This window comes from Vibrio gazogenes (genome assembly GCF_002196515.1).
Taxonomy (GTDB): Bacteria; Pseudomonadota; Gammaproteobacteria; order Enterobacterales; family Vibrionaceae; genus Vibrio; species Vibrio gazogenes_A.
In genome coordinates this window covers 2,845,485-2,865,206 of record NZ_CP018835.1, presented here as the reverse complement: position 1 = coordinate 2,865,206, position 19,722 = coordinate 2,845,485, and the positions used below count along the sequence as shown (strand labels likewise).

Sequence of the window (19,722 nt, the reverse complement as noted above, 5' to 3'; positions counted from 1 at the left end):
TTATTTTATTGATATAACCCCCAAACATAGCTTAATTAAAAATTAAGCTATGGCACCCTACTGATTAAAAATGGAGCACATATTATGAGCGCCTTTTTCGAATTTATTGTAAAAGACTTATTAGGTCAGGCATCAATACTGATTGCATTTATTGCCATGATCGGTTTGATATTACAGAAAAAAACCTACGGTAAAATTTTTGAAGGTACATTTAAAACCATGCTTGGCTTTTTAGTCATGATGGCTGGTATTAATATTATTGTCGAAACCCTCACCTTTTTAAACCAAATATTTACTACGGGCTTCGGGATGACGGGCTATATTACTGATGTTGCCGCCATTGCCGGTGTTGCTAATAAACAGTTAGGCAGTGAAGTGGCTTTAACGCTCATCGTCATATTCGCCACCAATATACTGATTGCCCGATTCACACCATGGAAATATATATTTCTCACCGGTCAGGCGCTGCTATGGATGAGTACCATTGGCGCAGTCATTGGCTATAAAGCCGGACTAACCGGACTCCCCCTGATTCTGACCGGTGGGATCTTCGGTGGCATTATGGCTGTCGCAATGCCCGCTATTGCACAACCTGTGGTACGGCGTATTACAGGCAACGACAGTATCGCACTGGGGCATTTCTGTACCATTGGTTATATGGTGCAAGCCGCAGTGGCGAAAGTAGTCGGCAAAAACTCCAAATCAACCGAAGACATCCAACTGCCGAAAGCATTCTCTTTCTTGAATGACACCTATCTGTCGATGGCTGTCGTGATGATCCCGATGTACCTCATCCCGGCATTAGCCGCTGGTCCGGAATACATTGCGAAATACTCAAATGGAATGAATTACCTAATGTATGCGTTCATGCAGGCGATGGTTTTTGTCGCCGGCGTATTTGTCCTGTACTCCGGGGTCCGCTTATTGCTGCAAGAGTTAGTTCCTGCGTTTCAGGGCATCGCGATGCGTTTGGTGCCGAATGCGAAACCTGCGTTAGATTGTCCGGTGCTGTTTCCCTATGCCCCCAATGCCGTCATCTTAGGTTTCTTATCTACCACGGTGGGCACTGTGATTGGGATGCTCCTGTTCCCAGTATTCGGACTCGCCATGATTCTGCCGGGATTATTAACCAACTTCTTCGCCGGTGGTACGGCTGGCATTTTCGGTAACGCGATGGGCGGCAGACGTGGCGCAATCATCGGTGGTGTGGTCCACGGTTTGTTTATCACCTTCTTGCCCGCAATCCTCATCCCATTACTTGAAACCTATGGATTTGTCGGTGTGACCTTCAGTGACTCCGATGTCATTTCATCCGGTCTGCTGCTCGGCAACGCCTTTAACGGCAACTGGGGATTTGTCGTGACGTTCATCGTGTTTGTCATCGCGATTACCTATTTCGTGAACAAATCTCTTTCTCGCTCTGAAGATAACAAGGATATCACCAATGAAACTGCTTAATTTCAAACAACTCTTGCCCATTGCACAACAGCGTGGTTTTCATGCGGTGGGGTCATTTAACGTCCACTGTATTGAAATGCTTCCCGCATATTTCGAAGCAGCACTCGATACCAATTCACCATTGATGCTCCAAATTTCAACCGGGACTGCGGAGTATTTAGGTCGTGAGTTACTGGTGGCTTCCATCAAAGCTTTGGCGAAAGCACACGATGTGCCGACCTGTTTACATCTGGATCACTGCTCCAATATCGATGACATCAAAAAGTCCATCGACAGTGGTTTCAGTAGTGTGATGTACGATGGCTCTCATTTGCCGCTCAGCGAAAATATCGCCAATACCAATATCGTTATTGACTACGCCCGTCAGTTCAATGTCACTGTCGAGGCCGAATTAGGCGCCATTGGTGGTGCCGAAGATGGTAAGGCCGTCGCAGAGAGTGATATCGCCTTTACTTCAGTGTCAGAGGCCACAGAGTTTGTCAGTCAGGCGGATGTCGATATGCTGGCGGTTAGCATCGGGACGGTACATGGTTCCTACACGGCTAAAACCAATATTCAGCACGCACTGCTGGCAGAGATCCATCAAGCCGTAGACAAATCACTGGTTCTCCATGGCGGCACCGGGGTCAGTGATGAAGATATGCGTTATGTCATCCGTCACGGCATGGATAAAGTCAACGTCGGCACCGAGATGAATGTTCAGTGGGTCAGACACTGCCAGGATACGTTCTCAAGCGGTAAAGTCGATGACTCGGTGCGTAAGTTCTTTATTCCGGCGCGCAAAGCAGTCAGAGAGGTCATCGCTGAAAAAATGCGCTTATTCTCTTAAATCAATGATATGGCTTACAGCCCCGCTGCGGCGGGGCAATTGAGGGGGCACGTATGCAATTTTTGAAAAAGTTATTCGCCAATCATACAGATAGTCATGCAGACAAGCAGGTCACCCAAAGTCAGGCCGATGCGATTCATCAAGACATTCTGCAACTGGAAGAGCGCTATGCCGCACAACCGGATGATGTCGCACTCCGGCAAATGCTGTTGGTGAAATACACCCAAGCAGCCTCAGTTTATGCGCAAGTTCCGTCATACAAAGATAGCGTCAACGATGTGTTTAACAAAATGAATGAGCTGAGAAATACGGCGCGAAAAAATTTCTGAGAAGGAAACATTATGCTGAAAGAGCTTTTAGTTGAAGCCGATGCGATCCAATTACAAGTGGAGGCGAAAGACTGGCGAGATGCACTCGATATTGCAGCCCGTCCACTGTTAGAGCATCAATTTATTGATCTCTCTTATTTAAATGCGATTAAAGCAACAACTGAAGAAACCGGCCCTTATTACGTATTCGAAGACGAACGGTTTGCCCTGCCCCATGCGCGACCCGAGGACGGCGTGAATCGGCTCGGTTTTAGTTTAGTGACACTCAAACACCCGATTACTATTCAATCAAGTCCTGAGGTTGATCTGATTATCATGTTATGTGCTTTAGATGGTCACAGTCATATTGAACAGGGACTACGACCGATTTTTGAGCGACTCAGTGATGAAAAAACGCGAGCGCAATTAAAACACGCGACCACGAAAGAAGAGGTGCTGAATTTACTATGAAAACTGTCATTCTTGTTAATGGAATTCCAGCTTCAGGCAAAAGCACGACGGCAGCTCAAATTGCCGACTATTTCACCTGTCCCTATCTGTCGATCGATACCATTAAAGAGCCGTTTATGGGGCTGTATCACGATGTGGACCGCAAACTCAACCGCAAACTCGGTCAGGCCGCTTATCAAGTGATTTGGAATACGATAGCCCAGGCCCCGGACGAATGTGTTTACGTGGTTGATGCCTGGTTTGGTTTCCGCCCCAGAGAAGAACTGCTCCAGTATGTCGAACAATCCGATGTTCACCATGTGATAGAAGTGTGGAACCAAGTGTCGCCGGAGACCGTCGTTGAACGTTATAAGCAGCGTCTGCCCTATCGGCGCAAAGGCCACCCCGGTGCGGAATATTTGCCCGAACTTGAAACGTTAGCCCGGAAAGCGCAACCGATGAACATTGGTAAGCTGATTTGGCTGGATCAGGATGATACGCCGAGCCACGCCAAGCTGTTGCCTGAGCTCTCCGCCCTGATGGCAACCTTGTCACAGGTCAAGACGTCACCGGTTAAGAAAACCATCAACTATTAAGTCACCCGTGCTCAAACGCCCTGCCTCCGTGGGGCATCGACACCAGACCGGTGGCAGAGCAATCCACGCTTCAGTCTTGATTACCGGGTTATATAATTTTGTCGATATTGGCTTGGGGTACACCCGCTGGCAAGTTTAAATCGATTGGAAAAGTGCCCCGATGAACTGAAACCACACTGTAAAGCGATGGTGACTAAAGATAGATCGGTTTTCTTCAGCAGTGTTTTCGCCAACAGTAAGCGCTGTTGCATCACATATTGATGGGGTGTCAGTCCGGCAGACTGTTTAAACATCCGGGCAAAATGATATTCACTTAAATTTGCGACTGCCGCCAAATCCGAGAGTTGTATATTGGCACTCAGATTCGCGTCAATATAGCCTTTGACTCTGGCAAGCTGGAAAGGCGCAAGCCCACCAGTGACGGGGAGCGGATGCCATTTAAAATTGGTGTAGTGGCGCACTAAGTGGGTTAATAACAAGGTTGACGCTGAACTCAGTGCTAAGCGGTCAGCCGAATCATGCCAACTCAGATTCAATAGAAATTGTCGATATAGCGTGGTGATTTGCGGATCATCGGCAAAGATGCGTTCATCAATACTTAACCCATATGGGCTCTTGTCCCAGACCGATTCCGCCACATCGCTTAAATGCTGGTCTGTAAAATAGAAATGAACAAACGATATTGCCCCACGAATATCCCACACAGACGAGTAATCTTTAGGCATTAAACACAGCCGATCAGGCCGCCCACCGTTACGCCAGCCATGCGGGGTTTTCAGGAAAGACTGGTAACCATCCTTGATATATAAACTCAATGTATGGTGATCCGGGGAATCGACATCAACGAGCGCATGTTGATTATACCAAGATGACATCCCGATCCCATTCTCCAGAATCGTGGTATCTAACTGCTCTGCCTGATACTGCTGCAAACATTCCATCATCCGGTACGGCTTAGACATGGCTCATCTTCTCCGGTATATCATCCTTAAAATCCTTAAACCTAACGCTGGATAAATGAGCGACAAATTGCTGTAAAAACCATCACGAAAGGTCAACAGCCTCTAGTGTATGGGGGATCATGAGGGCAAGTAAACCCATCCCGGCGAGACCATCCGCAGAAATCCGCAAGAATATGTAAATCATCAGCAAGCCGCTGTAATCCCCATGATGACAACGCCGTTAAAATGGTCTCACCACAACAGTTAAGATGAATACAATTATATGATCAACGGTTCACTATATATCATGACCGTCCTCATCTGGGGGACAACTTGGTTTGCGATTGCGCTACAAACAGGCGAAGTACCAGCGATGGTTTCGGTTTTTTATCGCTTTGCAATTGCTGCCTGTTTATTGATTGGCATCTTGAAATTTTCAGGGAAACTGCAATCCATCAGGCGACGCGATCATCTCTTTTGTCTGCTGCAAGGATTATGCGTCTTCTGCTTTAACTTCTTATGTTTTTATGCCGCCAATCACTATATCAACAGTGGGTTAGAATCGGTTTTATTCTCAATGGCGATTGTGTTTAACGCAATCAATGGCGTGCTCTTTCTCGGCCAGCGGATTACCTATCGGCTCGCCTTTGCCAGTTTTATCGGTATTGTCGGCATCATTTGTCTCTTCTGGGAGACGTTATTAGCCAATGATTTTGATACAGCAACACTGACCGGTATCGGTTTGTGCTTACTGGGCACCTACGGCTTTTCGATCGGTAATATTATCAGTGCCCGCCATCAAAAAAGAGGGCTCGATGTGTTGTCCACCAATGCGTATGCGATGCTCTATGGCGCGCTGACCATGTTACTGATCATTGTTGTCACCCGCACGCATTTCACCCTTGAAACAACGGTGAGCTATATCAGTGCTTTATTCTATTTGGCCATCTTTGGTAGCGTGATTGGTTTTGGTACTTACTTTGCTCTTGTGGGGCGTATCGGGACCGGGGCGGCGGCTTATGCGACCATCTTATTCCCGTTAGTTGCTTTATCGATATCGACGCTATTTGAAGGTTATATCTGGACGGAAACCGCCATGGTGGGGTTAGTGCTGATTCTGTCCGGTAATCTGGTGATGTTTGTTAAATTGAAGCCTCGTTCTAAAACCAATCCTCGTTCTAAAACCAATATAGCTTGATACATCGTGAAAATTGTTGGGCAATGAATCTGCTCGTATTGATTGCATCAATATCAGGACAATATCCCTGAAATACTGAGTTTACCGAGGTGCTCCCCCGGTAAACTCGCTTGACATATATTTTATGCTTGAGGATTAATCACCGAATGCATCATCCATATGGTTGAACTGGTACAACAACTTAAACGGCCTGATGACTGCAGGATCACTGTACTTGTTGGCTTCTGACCACCACAGTTTTTTCAGCTCTGCCACTTTTTTCGGATACTTGTTCGCGAGGTTATTCGACTCTGAAAAATCAGCTTCAGTGTCAAACAGAGCCCATTGGTCATCAGCAAATTCGGTACCGAGTTTGTGCATCGCAATTGCCTTCCATTTCCCCTTCGTAATAGCACGCTGACCACGCATTTCGAAAAACTGAACATTGCGGGTTTTCGCACTTTTGTCGGTCAAAGTCGATAACATTGATTTACCTGCCACCGGAATTTGTTTAACACCATCGACTTTATCAGCAAATTGGGTCCCCGCAGCCTCAAGCATTGTGGGTCCCAAATCAATCAGATTGACATACTGATGGCGAATCGACCCCGGATCAGTCACATGCCCAGGCCATGAGATGATAAGCGGTGTTCTCACACCACCAGCAAATGGCCACAATTTGTAACGACGAAATGGTGTAGCACCAGCCCATGCCCAAGGACGCTGATACAACATATAAGTTTCCGGACCACCCGCTTTATCCAGATCGGCATCCATTTGTTCAACCGTCGTTTTATCCATATAGGGTTGATAGAAGCCCCCTTTCTGCGTACCTTCCGAAGCGGCACCATTATCTGACGCAAATACAATCATCGTATTGTCGTATTGACCGGTATCTTTCAAATGCTGAATCAGACGACCAATCTGTTCATCCGTATGGGTGAGAAAGCCAGCATACGTTTCCATAAACCGAGCATAGACTCGTTTTTGCTGAGCAGTCAGAGAAGCCCAGGCCAGATCACCTTTCTCCCGTTTCGGCAGTACTGTATTTGCCGGGATAATGCCAAGCGCTTTCTGACGCTTAAACCGTTGCTCACGCAGTTTATCCCAGCCCATATCATACTGACCTTTGTACGCGTTAATATATGATTTGGGTACATGCAAAGGTGCGTGTGCAGCCCCTAGGGCGAAATACAGGAACTTCGGTTTGGGATTGTGCTCATCCATCAGATGGATAGCATGATCAGTCAGATCCACAGACAAGTGGTAACCCGGCATTTGGGGTGTTGGGATCTTATCGTTATTTTCCATCAACTTAGGATGCCATTGATCAGCGTGACCACTGATAAAGCCATAGTAATAATCGAAGCCTTTTTTCAAGGGCCAGAATTCACGATCACGCCACTTGTTCCCCTCTGCATACTCTGGAGCCAGATGCCATTTCCCCAAGACGTAAGTCGCATAACCATCAGAACGGAAAGCATCTGCCACTGTCTGGGCATTCAGAGGCAATTCACCACTGTTGGCCGGGCCGCTCCCCAATGGCACATCTTTAGCCGGACCAGGAGCCGGCATAAGACCGGGGATGTGTTTGGGCGGTAGATCTTCCATATGAACCGTTTGCGCGTTTCGCCCCGTCAGTAACGAAGCACGAGTCGGCCCACTCATGGCATTGGTATCAAAACGATTATAACGAATCCCCGCTTCAGCCAAAGCATCAATATTTGGCGTTTTTATCTCGGAACCATAAGCGCCGATATCGGAGAAACCGACGTCATCGAGCAGGATAACGATCACATTCGGCTGCTGTTGTTCTTTTGCTTGTGCCTGCGCTGCCTCAACCATATTTGGTATCGTCATCGTCGAAGCCAGTGCTACCACGGAAAAAACATTAAAAAGCTGTTTTTTGGCAACCGCATTTATTCCCGCACACAATGGATGCTTATCCGCTGATGAATTTTTGGCTTTACCAAAATGATGCGAGATCATTTCTCTGAGTTGATTGGTTTTCATATTCTGTCCTTTTAAACGAATTACATACCTTTAAAAATCAAATTGGAACTCGACTTTACTAACGTCCTGACCACTTGAGTTAAATACGTGTGCAGCCCAAACACGCATGTAAGGTTTAATAAAGTATTGGAGTTCAGGCGCAGCCGTGGTCCCAAATTCATCCTGGGAAACAGTCACGACCGGAGAAAAACCAGTTAATCCGTCCGGGAACATCTGGTAGCTGACCGTCCCTGAAAGTCCAAGCCCTTTCGTCGCATAACCACGGCTTTCAATCAGGCTCGCACTCTCATTGCTGGCCATCTTAGAATATGAAATGTTGGCCGCCACTTTATGCTTAAACCCAAATTGTTTATAACCCACCAGACTATAGGTATATTCAGATTTACTGTTACGAGGCCGTCCGGAATCTGAGTTCACCTTTCCGTTAGGGTTTGCGTTACCCATAATAAAGTTACCGGCACCATTTTCCAGCGTCGGCTGACCATTGTGTGCAGAAACATAAACACCATATGAGTCAGGGGCATACGAATAGAAATCAGCCGTCTGATAACCAAGGTCTACCCCCATAATGTAGGATTGAGTGTCGTAACTCGCATTTAAAAAGAGGTTATTATCAAATTGGTTTTTATAAATGATTTTGTCCGAGTTTTTAACACCCGCATCCCCCTGGGTATCGTACAATCCCTGAACACCGATATCGGTAGCAAATACTGACCAAGTTGCCGTATGTTTAGCGAGCATCAGTGCACCGTATTCGTCCGACTCAAAGCCAAAACGGAACTGTTCCCAAAGAACGCGATCTTCCAAATCACCTTCAAAGTTACTGACGGTCACACCGTCAACTCTACGGTGGTTTTCCTGCACTTTGAGCCAGAAATCACCAATAAAACCCACGTCATTTGTCAGCATGGTTTTACCACGCAAACGTAGATTCCCCTGTAAATAAGCACTCTCGCGATTCTTAGCGGAATCACCGCGAGCTATTTCAGCATTACCTTTAAGACGTACAGTTGCATACCAGCGCGAATTATTGTCAGGATCACTGATTTTGCTAATCTCAGCCCCTTTATTCGGATTCAGATAGTTTTCGACCACGTCTGAATCCCATGGATTGGTGTCACTTTTTGCATATGCGGCCGAGGAAAGCAGCAATGGGATAAGTATGGTAAGCGTTTTCTTTTTCATCGTAAGTCCTTCACGTGTTGAATTTTATTATTTTTTATGTTGATAAAAAAAACCCAGAGAGCCCCAAATGCCATACGGCTGGGTCTCTCTGGGTTTTGCCCTGTCAGTGGTAACAATCCCGAGAAATAACGAAAAACTGAATTTTATATATAAAAAAAACCTGACCACTCACCAAATACTATTTCGGAATGAGTGAAATCAGGTTTTGCTCGCTTTCGCGATAACAATCCTTTTAGCCTCATGGGCTGACCAAGGTGATCAACTGCCTTGGATTTAATAATACATTGATTAATAACCACACCATAATTCTGCTTATTCTATTGGTCAATACGATCAGATGAGAGTTGTGAATTCGATCAATTAGTATAGAAATTAACCTGAACAATAGTCAGTATCGAAGGGTATTGTTCCTACACGGCCCAAAAAAAACCAAGATGTAATTCGCACGATTGGACGATCGCCATTGGCTCGCTCATAGCCGTGAAAGGTTCGCTCTTGCGTGCTCAGAACCGGCACTTCGGCAAATTGAGGATGATACTCGTAGCTATCGGTGGTTAAGGCCAAAATACAGACCGGTCATGATTGATATCCAAACATGCTCAATACTGTGTAACACACCAATAGCACGTCCACCCTTATGTGATAAACAACCCAAAAAACACGCCTGCAATACGATATCTGTGATCAAATACAGTGTTTACCTCGTCACAGATGTTGCTATCTACGGGTGGGTATGTTTATGCTCTTAGTCTGGCTCTGTCCTCCAATCATCATGTCTGTCAATATCGTCTTGGCTAGCATGAAATGCTCAAAGACACGGCCAATAAAGATGAGAACAAAGCTAGGATTGTTACTGTTCATATCAGGCAAAACCTAAATAAGTCAGCATCCATTGCGGGTGTTGAGTTGTTTAGGTTTTTTTTATCCACATTTTTGATAACGATAATTCAGAGAGCCATGTCATGAATGACCACACCATCCCCATCAATATTGTTGATCCGTCACCGCAAGCGGGGCCTTCCCTGCACTTACCAAAGCTCGGTGATGATGATTACTACAGCTATCACAACATGGTTAAACCAACAGGATCGTTATGTAATCTGGATTGTACGTATTGCTTTTATCTGCATAAAGAGCAGCTCTTGAATCAGTCCAAACGTCCCAGAATGGCCCCGGACTTACTGGAACTTCATATCCGGCAATACATGGAAGCCAATACCGGTCCCAGTGTCGATTTCACCTGGCAAGGGGGAGAGCCGACACTCGCGGGGCTCGACTTCTACAAACGGGTGGTCAGCATACAACAAAAATATAAGCGCCCGGATCAAATCGTATATAACGATTTACAAACCAATGGCCTGCTTCTGAATGATGAATGGTGTCAGTTTTTAAAGGAACATGATTTCCTTGTCGGTCTGTCGATCGACGGTCCGGCAGAATTTCATGATCGTTATCGTTACACCAAAACCAAAATGCCGACACATGCAAAAGTCATGGAAAAAGTGGCGCTGCTTCACCAATACGGCATTTCGTTTAATGCACTGTGTGTGGTGAACCGGGACAATGCACAACAACCGTTAGCCGTTTATCGCTTCCTCCGGGATCAGGTAAAACCGAACATCATTCAATTCATCCCCGGTATCGAAACCAAAGATTTTGAATCAGTCGCACCGGGACAGTGGGATCCGGATAAACTCCCTTTAATTTCTTCTCCGGCAGCAAGACCCGGCAATGAAGACTCCGTCGTGACCGACTGGAGTGTCGATCCGATCGATTGGGGTAACTTTCTGTGTACGATTTGGGATGAATGGTTTCAGCGTGATTTTGGCCGAACCTTTGTCGATCAATTTGAAAATGTCATCTCAATCATGTTCAACCACGGACCACAGAAATGTGTGAATGCTCAAGTCTGCGGTAAGGCCGTTGCGATTGAACACAATGGTGATATTTATTCGTGTGACCACTTCGTCTATCCCGAATATAAGCTGGGCAATATTCAACACACGCATCAAGGCGATTTGGTGTTCTCTGCAGCGCAGAAAAAATTTGGCTTTGCTAAATTTGAGTCTCTGCCAAAACATTGTAATCAATGTTTCTTCCTCAATTTATGCTGGGGAGAGTGCCCGAAAAGTCGCTTCATCCGCACACCGGACGGTGAAGCCGGGCTCAGTTATCTTTGTTCGGGGCTCAAGCTGTTTTATGCCAAAGCAACCAATGCCTATCCCTCACTGAAAAAACGACTGCAACTGTAGTCGTCAACTTTCGTCCCGGATGGTCAGTAATATCGCGCCATGTTCAATCGGATCGCCCTTTTGAGCATGGCATATTACGTCATCAAACGCTGCTGAGTTTTTGATAATCACCACTGTTTCCAGATCATATCCCATCCCGGAAACCGCCACATGATCAAAAAAGATAATCGGTTGTCCGCGTTTTACTTGCGTTCCTTTTTGCAAAGCAGCGGAAAAATGTATCCCTTCCAGTTTGGCCATATCCATACCAATATGAATAAAAACTTCCACGCCCTGCTGCGTTTTGAGGCCAATCGCATGGCTGTGATTAAAATCGGAGACGACCTCACCGTCAACCGGTGAATACACCGTGCCACTGTCAGGAATAATCACAACGCCTGCGCCTAAAATCCCCATTGAAAAAATCGAATCCGCCGACTCTTCAAGCGGCAGAATCACCCCGGATAAAGGTGAATAGATCGTGTCACGCAATACACTTTGGGGTGACTCATCGGTGGCCATTTGCTGTTGCTGCGTCTGTGATGCCGACGTCATAGCGACCGAACTGGAGACCTGCACGGATGGCCGTTTTGTTTCTGGCTTTTTTTCTGGCTTTTTTTCTGGTATGGACGCTTGCTCCATACCACCATGGTGCTGAACATCAGATGGTTTCTGAACCAACTGACCCGAAAAATAATAACTCAGGTATCCAGCCAATAAGGCGGCAATAAGATTGGCAACTAAGGCGGCATAAACGGTAGCATCAATGCCGTGTTCAGGAATAATTTGTGTCAAAGTGAACAGGCTCATGAAGCCCATGGAATAGACTTTGGTTTGATAAAGACCGACCAACAGTCCGCCGAAAGCGCCCCCCAAACAGCCAAACAGAAAAGGCCGCCTATTGGGTAATGTAAACCCGTACACCGCCGGCTCCGTGATCCCAAAAAACGCGGTGACGGTGGCAGCCCCCAGGAGTCCTTTTCGCTTACGGTCTTTTTCACGCAAAAACAGCCCGAGACAAGCACCGGCCTGCCCGAAAACAGCAGGCATCAACAAAGGCACCAACACATCATAACCATAGACAGACAGGTTATTCATAATGACGGGAACAACGCCCCAGTGAATCCCAAACACCACAAGGACTTGCCAGAGAGCCCCCATCAGTAACCCTGCGATTCCCGGACCAACCTGATACAGCGAAATGATCAGCCATGAAATTTCGAAGGCAACCCAAGATGAGAGCGGGCCGATAAAAATAAACGTCATCGGGACAGTCACAGCAAGACACAGCGCAGGGATCAGTAAATCTGCAAAAGAAAATTTCATGTACCTCGCGAGAAAATGCTCTAGTTTCGCATTCATCCATGTGGCGAGTATCACCGGAATAACACTCGATGAATAATCAATATAATAAATGGGCAGGCCGAAAAACGTACCGAGCGTCTGACTGCTGGCAACACTTTGTGGGCCATTTTGTGAAAAGAATAAACCTGCGGTATTGATAATATCAGGATGAACCATAGCAGCACCGATGGCCATCCCCACAAACGGGCGTCCCTTAAACTTTTTCGCTGCGGTGTAGCCCAGAAAAATCGGCAGAAAGATGAAGGTTGATGACGATGCCAGATTCAGTAAACGATAACTGCCACTCCCAACGGTCAGCCACCCTATGGATGAAAATAATGCCAACATACCAGTGAGGATTCCGGCACCCGCTAACAGTCCAAGTAACGGGGTAAAAATGCTGGTTATAATGTCAATAAATTGGTTCAAAACCCCATGAACAGGCGGATCTTCTACGTGTTCGCCTAACAATACCAGAAGCTCATCATAGATTTGGACAACATGCCCACCGACCACAATATGATACTGGCCCAAACACTTCATCACCGCGACAATATCCGGCAGTTCAAGCAGCCTTTCATCTGCAATTTTCGCTTCATCTTTCAATACAAAACGCAGGCGCGTCGTACAATGAACGACACTTTTAATATTATTCGCCCCACCAACAAAAACAAGAATCTGGCTCGCCAGTGCCTGATAATGATTCATTTCATATGTTCTCAGTCATCATGTGTTCGCAATCATATTGTCTAACCAATGCTTTCTACATCATCATAGTGCGGCCCGTCTGACCCGCTCTATATGGACGGTCAGAAACATCATCTCTTCTGAAGTCATCACATGTTGATATTTTTTCTCTACGTACTGACCAATTCGCGCTGTACAATCAAACGATTGAGGATACTTCTCTTTGACGGAGATAAACATTGAATCATCATCAGACTCGATAACCTTCTGATGAATTAGGCGATGCGCAAAAAATTTCAAATGGGTCACTAATCGTTGAAAATCGGTACTTTTTTCATCCAGACTGATTTCCAGATGGTATTGGATCATCTGCACAATATCACGAATCAGATTCGTCACATTGACCGTATTATTCATATCCTCATTGAGCTGTGCATTGACTAAATGCAACGTGATAAAGCCAGCCTCATCTTCATCAAACTGAATCCCCGAAGACGCCTTCAACAAATCTAGTGCTTTCAGGCTGACACGATATTCCTGTGGATAAAGCTGGCGAATTTCCCATAGCATCGGATTTTTGACCGATTGATTATTGACCATTCGCTCGATGGCAAAAAATAGGTGATCCGCTAAAGAAATATGGATACTCGGATGTAACTGTCCCGGCAACTCTTGCTTCGCTAAGCTCACAATCGATTCCGTCACGGAAAGCAGTTCCAAAGGGATTTTCTCCAGCAGTTCGTGGTAACGTGCGTCAGACGATTTATCGTCAGTTTTGGCTAGCGTAAACACCTTTTCAATCAACTGCTGATCAATCGACATCCCTTGCTTCATTTGAAAGCCGATGCCTTTGCCCATAACCACAACTTCATGTCCATGCTCATCAATAGAGATAATGACATTATTATTCAGTACTTTTTCAACCTGCATGTTCATCTAAACCCATTCTTCATATAAAAAAAAACCTGAAGACTTCAAAACAGTACTAGTCGTAGTAAATGTTTCGAAAACTTCAGGTTTTGCATGCTTGTGCATTCGCAATCCATGTTTTCTACCAACATAGCATGTAATTTGAAACGCTATCAATGCAAGATCATATAACTGTGCAGTCCAGCACAGCATAAACGACACAACATCAATAGCGATCACTTAATGACCCATATCAACGTTCCGTCACATTTATTTGATAGAATTATAATCTAAGATGCATCCCCATCACTGTGCTTATTTCATCCAGAAAAGCCGCATTCATCATCACGGATAGAGCGATAATAAAGAGATTACGATGACAGACAAAAGAGTCAGGTTTTCAGAGAATGACAGTCTCATCTCAACCACTTCCCCCGACAGTCATATCACCTGCTGCAATGAAGTTTTTTGCCAGGTTGCCGGTTATCAAGAAACGGAACTCCTCGGTAAACCCCATAATGTCATTCGCCATGACGACATGCCAAAGGCGGCTTTTGGCCAGTTATGGGACTATATACAATCCGGCAAAAGCTGGATGGGGCTGGTCAAGAATCAATGTAAAAATTCCGGTCATTATTGGGTCTCGGCTTTTGTCACCCCCATCATGGGCAAAGATGGCAAGATCTACGAGTATCAATCCGTCAGAACACAACCGACAGATGCACAGATTTCACGGGCGGCATCACTTTATCGTCGTCTGAAAAAAGGTGCTGTCACCATCAGACGCACCCAATGGATGAATCTCTCATTCGGGCTCATGCTGATACAGTTGCTCACCCTAATCGTTTTTGCTTTTACGACTTTATCTGCCCCACTGATGCTCGGGGTGATGATCCCATCGATCCTGCTCCAGATTGCATGTTCATTGCGACTGAAACAACGCATGACAGCCTTGAATGAATTGGCAAAAGAGCATTACAACAACCCCCTCATGGAACAACCGTATACAGGGTATTGTGATGATCTCTCTCGCATCGAATTAGCACTAATGATGAAGCGTGCTGAGTTAAGAGCCGCGACTGCGAGAGCCAAAGAAACATCCGCCACGCTGCTCGAAACAGCCAATGAAGAAGTTCACAACCGCCAGTTGATTGATCGAGAACTGAATGGACAAGAAGCAGCAACCCGTGCAATGGCCGTGTCTGCTGAAGAAATGTTGGCCTCCATTGATGAAGTCTCTAAACAGGCAAAACACAGTGCTGAATTTGCTAGCGACGCACAAGAGCAAGCACGGGAAGGCACCCAGACCATCGACGAAGCCGTCCACACCGTCCATCTCCTGAGTCAGCATCTCACCCATTCGAAAACCGCACTGGAACAACTTTACCATGACGTTCATGGCATCGAAACGATTCTGGAAATGATTCAAGGTATTGCCGAACAAACCAACTTATTGGCTCTCAATGCCGCAATAGAAGCCGCAAGAGCCGGTGAGCATGGACGCGGCTTCGCCGTGGTCGCAGATGAAGTCCGAGCTCTCTCAGCCAAAACAAGCACATCTGTCGGAGACATTCGCTCGAAAATTGAAGAACTGCAAACCACCGTCAATAAAACGGGACAATTAATGGAAGAAGGGGTGCAAGCTTCTGAGCAAAGCGTCGCCAAATCACAACAAAGCAAGGAATCATTCGAGGCGATTGTGAATGACTTGGTCTCTATCGGTGAGCAAAGTTCATACACAGCACAAGCCATTACCGAACAAGTCCAAGTGACTCAGGGGATCAACGAACATGTGATTCGGATGAATGATGCCATTCAGTCAACAAAATCCCTCTCGTCATCATCGGTTGATCGAACCAATATTCTTGTAACACGACTGGAAAGTTTACAGCGACTGGTACAGCAATTCAGTCGGTAACAGATGTATTGTGCGCCACATACAAACCGGATGATGGCCGAAGCGCGCTGCCAGATTGTTGCAGCGCCTGTATGTTGGGGCTCTCATCTTCAGGATCAGGGCTATCCCAAACCGTTGCTGCCCAAAACCGCAGCTAGCCCGAAATCAGCTGCGCCTTTGCATCGGCAGCAGCATACACAAAGTAAAAGTGCAAACGTGTCTGTCCCCGTAAGCGCTCAAGAAAAAACGTAAAAGTGTCTGCCCTAACCCTCTATCTCCTAAACCATCCCTGCCCCGAAAGCCCCTTTTCGAGAAATAGCATTGTCACTTTCTGCGGCAAACCGATACACTCTGCCCTTCAATCATCACTCAGAATTTACCGATGCAAAATAATGAACACCACGCTGATGAAGCGGCAGAAACAGAAATTGAAATCGAAATCGAAGCGATTGGCATTGAAGTCAACAGTCAGCCCATCGAACTGTATAAAGTCCTTAAGATAGCGGATGTCGTCAGTGGCGGAGGGGAAGCCAAATATGCCATTGCTGAGGGATATGTCGTGGTGAATGGCGAACTCGAACGGCGTAAACGCCGTAAAATGTACGATGGTGATCTGGTCGAATTCAACGGTGAGTACTATCTCGTGATTTGTGATGCCCCCGTTGATGAACCCGCTCTGGCTGAGCCTGTTCCAGAGCAGACTTCGCAGCGTAAAGGCAAAAATACCCCCGCGAAAAAAACGTCAGCGAACAAAAAATCATCTCAATCGAAACAGAGAAAAACCAATAACAATGAGCTAATCATTGGCAAACATTATCAGCCTGAACAAGGGCAGAATTCCGCCAAAAGTAATCGTCTTGCCGACAAAAACCCGGAAAAGGAAACACCCTCGGACGAATCTGAATCCACAGCACATGATGGGGTTGGCGGACGCGGTGCGATTAAATTTTTCTGACGCGACAACATGAGCTGGGTGATGTTGCATACCTGCCGCTGCCGAGGGAGCGTACCGAATATTTTTGGACCATCAGCATCGCATTCGGGCAACGGGGATTGAGCTATCACGCATCACCTCCGCCCAACGGTTTATCATGATGCATAATATAAAAAACCTGTTTCCGGGCGTAACCCCAGAAACAGGTCGTGTTAATCAACTCTGTGGGCATTACCCATGATATGTCAGATGAGCGATGTCATAAAAAATAATATAGCTCTTGTCTGTTGTGTATTTTGAGTTGCTACCATCATATGATGTTTCGTCTATGACCATCTGAGGGATCGTTGATAATTTGCCGCCATAGTCAACATAAATAACTAACGCATGAAGATCATAATGATAGGTATAGACAGGGCCATAGAATGAAAGACGACCGTAATCCGCAGGGGATATGACCTTGAGTTCAAAATTACCGTTTGCGTCTGTTGTCGTCCAGGCAACTTCATTCAAGGATTTACCGGCATTACTTTGAAACTCAAACTTCAATTTTGTAGAAGCAATCGGCTCTCCTGCTGAATTGATCGCCTGCCCTTTAATGGTGGCATAGGATTTAAGTGCAAAGTAATCACCCTGACCATAATCGATTCTTCTGGAAGAATATTGATCCGTCGTAACGCTAAGTGATAGACCCGCCAATTTTTCAGTGGTAGTCAGGGTATAGGTATCAGTAGCAACCACTTTGTCACCGGATGCCATAACCGCCCAATAATAAGTCCCCGCAGTCAGTGTTGCTGAGGCTAGGTCTTTATCATTGATCACCCCGAGACTCTGACCATTCGCATTAAATAGTTCAGCTTTATAATGACCATAACCTTCTCCGGTGAGCGCAAAAATCAGTTGTTTCTGTGTAGCAACCTCAATTTTATACACATCAAGGTCATACAGATTGTCCATTTGCCCGGTGATGGGTTTCGAGATGTCAGCATCCGTCGCCTGCCAGAAGTTATCATTTGGCTCATTGGCATCGTATGTCGTTGAAAATGCAGTAGTGAGAACAAAACTATCACCATAGTTATCACCTTCAGAGCGAAGCACTAAAATGTAGTCGCTCGCAACAGTGCTCGTCGCACTAATTTGTTGTCGTTCAGCGCCAGGAATGATTGAAAAGCCAGCAGAGGTATAATCGCTCGCTGGATCTCCCGATGGTTTGCTATACAAATACGCTTTGTAAGTCATGTTATTCGGAATCTGCGACGCAATCACAGTGACCTTTCCTGCTTCATTGGCACTGAAAGAATACCAATGTTCAGGAGAGTCGGCAGTCAACGTATCTTTGTAGCTATTGTTTAAAGCTATTGAAAAGTTCGGTGGTGTGGCATCAGATGCCGCGGTTGGTAATATTGATTCAGCCTCATCGAGATGATTGAGCTGAATGATATCAAGTGATTGGGCAAAAGATTGTGGCGCGCTATTAACACCAAATTGAGAATCACTCTCAGACTGAGTCATGGGTTTAATCTGAAGCTGAACGGGTTCAGACAGCAGTTGGGGTTGAGAATAAGTATAAGTGGATATCAACAGACAACAGCTAAATAATGCCTGAATATTTCTCTTGTAGAACGTATATTTCATGACGATGTTCCATGATTGAAGAATAAAAATAGATGAAGTGGCTACAACGGAAGTGACGATAAAGAATGCAAGACAATGAGGTCCTTCAGCCAACGGAACAGATAATAACAAAAAACCATACTAAATTTGTGTCATATGTGGCATATGCGTTATTTTTCTTATATAGCCTTAAATATGATATGACCTCAGCCATCGTGGCTGCCTCACCCAAAGCACCCGTTCGCCCTGCTTCAGTTAAAAATCAATCGGACCGATACCGAACACCGGCTCAACCGATTCCGACGGGTCTTGGTCGGTTTCCCACTCACCTGTAACAAATACCAGCATGAATATAAGATAAAATGCAACCAGATGAGGGAGGTCGTAATAAGGAAAGTCGTAAGAAAAGAATCAGTGCAGCCAGCGCATCGGACAAAGCTGCGCAGAGGGATCAGAGCTCATCTTTGCTGAGGGCCTGAGAGTCCGGCACTTTTTCCGGACGCCTCCAGATGTAGTAACTGCCGATCAACATACCGATAGTCGATACCGCTACCCAGATCCAGGCAACCTTATGCAACAATAAAATCAGTAGACAAACCGACATCGATACCGCTGACAAAATCTTATTCTTTCTGGAGATGACTTTACCGTTTTGCCAGTTTTCTATCATGTTACGGAAAAAGGGTTTCGACATTAAAAAACGGTGAATCGTAGGAGAACCTTTCGCTGATGCCCATGCACATAAAATAACAAATTCGGTTGTAGGCAGGCCCGGTAAAACAGCACCGATAATCGCCAAAATCAGACTGACGATCGCAATGAGTTTATAAACCCATAAATGCATCCCTGATGCTTTTTTCGTTTGCTGCTGTTCTGTCATCACTCTTACCGACGTTCTCCGAGATCCGGGCCCAATGATCATCACAACCACATTCATTCTGTGTTGAGATGAACCGTTTATCATCGCTATTTTACCTCAGCGTTAAGCTGTGTTCAGTCTCCCACGTCTCATTCAGAAAGTACATGACGTATATGCTTTGACATCATTGATACTCGCCTAAAGAACCGCATATACCCATTGAAATGGAAAGGCCATTCCTGCCGACATTTTCCTTGAATGACGCCGATTGAAGACACTCTGAATCCGGC

The 19,722-nt window shown here is 45.8% G+C and carries 17 protein-coding genes; 10 read left to right on the top strand and 7 right to left on the bottom strand.

The window, feature by feature from the left end:
• The first annotated feature begins 84 nt into the window (after window positions 1–84).
• From BSQ33_RS13105 to BSQ33_RS13085, 5 genes are read left to right on the top strand one after another with little or no spacing between them, the layout of a single operon-like run.
• Window positions 85–1,458 (top strand): PTS sugar transporter subunit IIC, encoded by a 1,374-nt coding sequence (locus tag BSQ33_RS13105; RefSeq protein WP_021020873.1) that lies wholly within the window; start codon window positions 85–87, stop codon window positions 1,456–1,458.
• A complete protein-coding gene (locus BSQ33_RS13100) occupies window positions 1,445–2,287 on the top strand; it encodes a class II fructose-bisphosphate aldolase (protein ID WP_088134268.1) in 843 nt (280 codons plus the stop codon). The genes BSQ33_RS13105 and BSQ33_RS13100 overlap by 14 nt, the downstream gene beginning before the upstream one ends.
• 53 nt (window positions 2,288–2,340) lie before the next feature.
• Entirely contained in the window at window positions 2,341–2,616 is a 276-nt protein-coding gene (locus BSQ33_RS13095) for a hypothetical protein (RefSeq protein ID WP_088134267.1), read from the top strand.
• A gap of 12 nt (window positions 2,617–2,628) precedes the next feature.
• Window positions 2,629–3,066, top strand: coding sequence for a PTS sugar transporter subunit IIA (locus BSQ33_RS13090; protein ID WP_021020870.1), 438 nt, complete (start codon window positions 2,629–2,631; stop codon window positions 3,064–3,066).
• Window positions 3,063–3,641 carry an AAA family ATPase gene (locus tag BSQ33_RS13085; RefSeq protein WP_088134266.1) on the top strand — a complete coding sequence of 193 codons (579 nt, stop codon included), beginning with the start codon at window positions 3,063–3,065 and terminating at the stop codon, window positions 3,639–3,641. Before BSQ33_RS13090 ends, BSQ33_RS13085 begins: the two co-directional genes overlap by 4 nt.
• Before the next feature lie 80 nt (window positions 3,642–3,721).
• Here the strand turns inward: BSQ33_RS13085 and BSQ33_RS13080 are convergent, their stop codons facing one another.
• Window positions 3,722–4,603, bottom strand: coding sequence for an AraC family transcriptional regulator (locus BSQ33_RS13080; RefSeq protein ID WP_088134265.1), 882 nt, complete (start codon window positions 4,601–4,603; stop codon window positions 3,722–3,724).
• Window positions 4,604–4,865: 262 nt separating this feature from the next.
• Here BSQ33_RS13080 and BSQ33_RS13075 point away from each other — a divergent pair, with 262 nt between their 5' ends.
• Window positions 4,866–5,780 carry a DMT family transporter gene (locus BSQ33_RS13075; RefSeq protein ID WP_198298108.1) on the top strand — a complete coding sequence of 305 codons (915 nt, stop codon included), beginning with the start codon at window positions 4,866–4,868 and terminating at the stop codon, window positions 5,778–5,780.
• A gap of 135 nt (window positions 5,781–5,915) precedes the next feature.
• Here the strand turns inward: BSQ33_RS13075 and BSQ33_RS13070 are convergent, their stop codons facing one another.
• On the bottom strand, window positions 5,916–7,772 hold the full coding sequence (locus tag BSQ33_RS13070; RefSeq protein WP_198298107.1) for an arylsulfatase: 1,857 nt from the start codon (window positions 7,770–7,772) through the stop codon (window positions 5,916–5,918).
• A 30-nt stretch (window positions 7,773–7,802) separates the two neighbouring features.
• Window positions 7,803–8,957, bottom strand: a complete 1,155-nt coding sequence (locus BSQ33_RS13065) for a hypothetical protein (RefSeq protein ID WP_021020865.1) — start codon at window positions 8,955–8,957, stop codon at window positions 7,803–7,805.
• A 962-nt stretch (window positions 8,958–9,919) separates the two neighbouring features.
• On the opposite strand from BSQ33_RS13065, the gene BSQ33_RS13060 reads away from it, so the two are divergent.
• A complete protein-coding gene (locus tag BSQ33_RS13060) occupies window positions 9,920–11,209 on the top strand; it encodes an anaerobic sulfatase maturase (protein ID WP_088134264.1) in 1,290 nt (429 codons plus the stop codon).
• 3 nt (window positions 11,210–11,212) lie between these two features.
• Here BSQ33_RS13060 and BSQ33_RS13055 read toward each other — a convergent pair whose 3' ends face one another.
• A complete protein-coding gene (locus BSQ33_RS13055) occupies window positions 11,213–13,240 on the bottom strand; it encodes a glucose PTS transporter subunit IIA (protein WP_088134263.1) in 2,028 nt (675 codons plus the stop codon).
• Between the two features lie 63 nt (window positions 13,241–13,303).
• Window positions 13,304–14,155 (bottom strand): BglG family transcription antiterminator LicT, encoded by an 852-nt coding sequence (licT, locus tag BSQ33_RS13050; RefSeq protein WP_021020861.1) that lies wholly within the window; start codon window positions 14,153–14,155, stop codon window positions 13,304–13,306.
• Between the two features lie 349 nt (window positions 14,156–14,504).
• Here licT and BSQ33_RS13045 point away from each other — a divergent pair, with 349 nt between their 5' ends.
• The 3 genes from BSQ33_RS13045 to BSQ33_RS13035 all read left to right on the top strand — a co-directional run bounded on the left by BSQ33_RS13045 (window position 14,505) and on the right by BSQ33_RS13035 (window position 16,980).
• Window positions 14,505–16,046, top strand: a complete 1,542-nt coding sequence (locus BSQ33_RS13045) for a methyl-accepting chemotaxis protein (RefSeq protein WP_021020860.1) — start codon at window positions 14,505–14,507, stop codon at window positions 16,044–16,046.
• A gap of 3 nt (window positions 16,047–16,049) precedes the next feature.
• Window positions 16,050–16,277, top strand: coding sequence for a hypothetical protein (locus tag BSQ33_RS13040; protein WP_088134261.1), 228 nt, complete (start codon window positions 16,050–16,052; stop codon window positions 16,275–16,277).
• Between the two features lie 130 nt (window positions 16,278–16,407).
• Window positions 16,408–16,980 carry an RNA-binding S4 domain-containing protein gene (locus tag BSQ33_RS13035; protein WP_088134260.1) on the top strand — a complete coding sequence of 191 codons (573 nt, stop codon included), beginning with the start codon at window positions 16,408–16,410 and terminating at the stop codon, window positions 16,978–16,980.
• Window positions 16,981–17,190: 210 nt separating this feature from the next.
• Here BSQ33_RS13035 and BSQ33_RS13030 read toward each other — a convergent pair whose 3' ends face one another.
• A complete protein-coding gene (locus BSQ33_RS13030; RefSeq protein WP_088134259.1) occupies window positions 17,191–18,594 on the bottom strand; it encodes a hypothetical protein in 1,404 nt (467 codons plus the stop codon).
• A 430-nt stretch (window positions 18,595–19,024) separates the two neighbouring features.
• Entirely contained in the window at window positions 19,025–19,453 is a 429-nt protein-coding gene (locus tag BSQ33_RS13020; RefSeq protein WP_021020856.1) for a YbaN family protein, read from the bottom strand.
• Window positions 19,454–19,722: the final 269 nt, after the last annotated feature.

Bases quoted from the DNA above. Each gene is read 5' to 3' on its own strand.
- BSQ33_RS13105 (WP_021020873.1), top strand. From the start codon at position 85: ATGAGCGCCTTTTTCGAATTTATTGTAAAAGACTTATTAGGTCAGGCA.
- BSQ33_RS13100 (WP_088134268.1), top strand. From the start codon at position 1,445: ATGAAACTGCTTAATTTCAAACAACTCTTGCCCATTGCACAACAGCGT.
- BSQ33_RS13095 (WP_088134267.1), top strand. From the start codon at position 2,341: ATGCAATTTTTGAAAAAGTTATTCGCCAATCATACAGATAGTCATGCA.
- BSQ33_RS13090 (WP_021020870.1), top strand. From the start codon at position 2,629: ATGCTGAAAGAGCTTTTAGTTGAAGCCGATGCGATCCAATTACAAGTG.
- BSQ33_RS13085 (WP_088134266.1), top strand. From the start codon at position 3,063: ATGAAAACTGTCATTCTTGTTAATGGAATTCCAGCTTCAGGCAAAAGC.
- BSQ33_RS13080 (WP_088134265.1), bottom strand. From the start codon at position 4,603: ATGTCTAAGCCGTACCGGATGATGGAATGTTTGCAGCAGTATCAGGCA.
- BSQ33_RS13075 (WP_198298108.1), top strand. From the start codon at position 4,866: ATGATCAACGGTTCACTATATATCATGACCGTCCTCATCTGGGGGACA.
- BSQ33_RS13070 (WP_198298107.1), bottom strand. From the start codon at position 7,772: ATGAAAACCAATCAACTCAGAGAAATGATCTCGCATCATTTTGGTAAA.
- BSQ33_RS13065 (WP_021020865.1), bottom strand. From the start codon at position 8,957: ATGAAAAAGAAAACGCTTACCATACTTATCCCATTGCTGCTTTCCTCG.
- BSQ33_RS13060 (WP_088134264.1), top strand. From the start codon at position 9,920: ATGAATGACCACACCATCCCCATCAATATTGTTGATCCGTCACCGCAA.
- BSQ33_RS13055 (WP_088134263.1), bottom strand. From the start codon at position 13,240: ATGAATCATTATCAGGCACTGGCGAGCCAGATTCTTGTTTTTGTTGGT.
- licT (WP_021020861.1), bottom strand. From the start codon at position 14,155: ATGAACATGCAGGTTGAAAAAGTACTGAATAATAATGTCATTATCTCT.
- BSQ33_RS13045 (WP_021020860.1), top strand. From the start codon at position 14,505: ATGACAGACAAAAGAGTCAGGTTTTCAGAGAATGACAGTCTCATCTCA.
- BSQ33_RS13040 (WP_088134261.1), top strand. From the start codon at position 16,050: ATGTATTGTGCGCCACATACAAACCGGATGATGGCCGAAGCGCGCTGC.
- BSQ33_RS13035 (WP_088134260.1), top strand. From the start codon at position 16,408: ATGCAAAATAATGAACACCACGCTGATGAAGCGGCAGAAACAGAAATT.
- BSQ33_RS13030 (WP_088134259.1), bottom strand. From the start codon at position 18,594: ATGAAATATACGTTCTACAAGAGAAATATTCAGGCATTATTTAGCTGT.
- BSQ33_RS13020 (WP_021020856.1), bottom strand. From the start codon at position 19,453: ATGACAGAACAGCAGCAAACGAAAAAAGCATCAGGGATGCATTTATGG.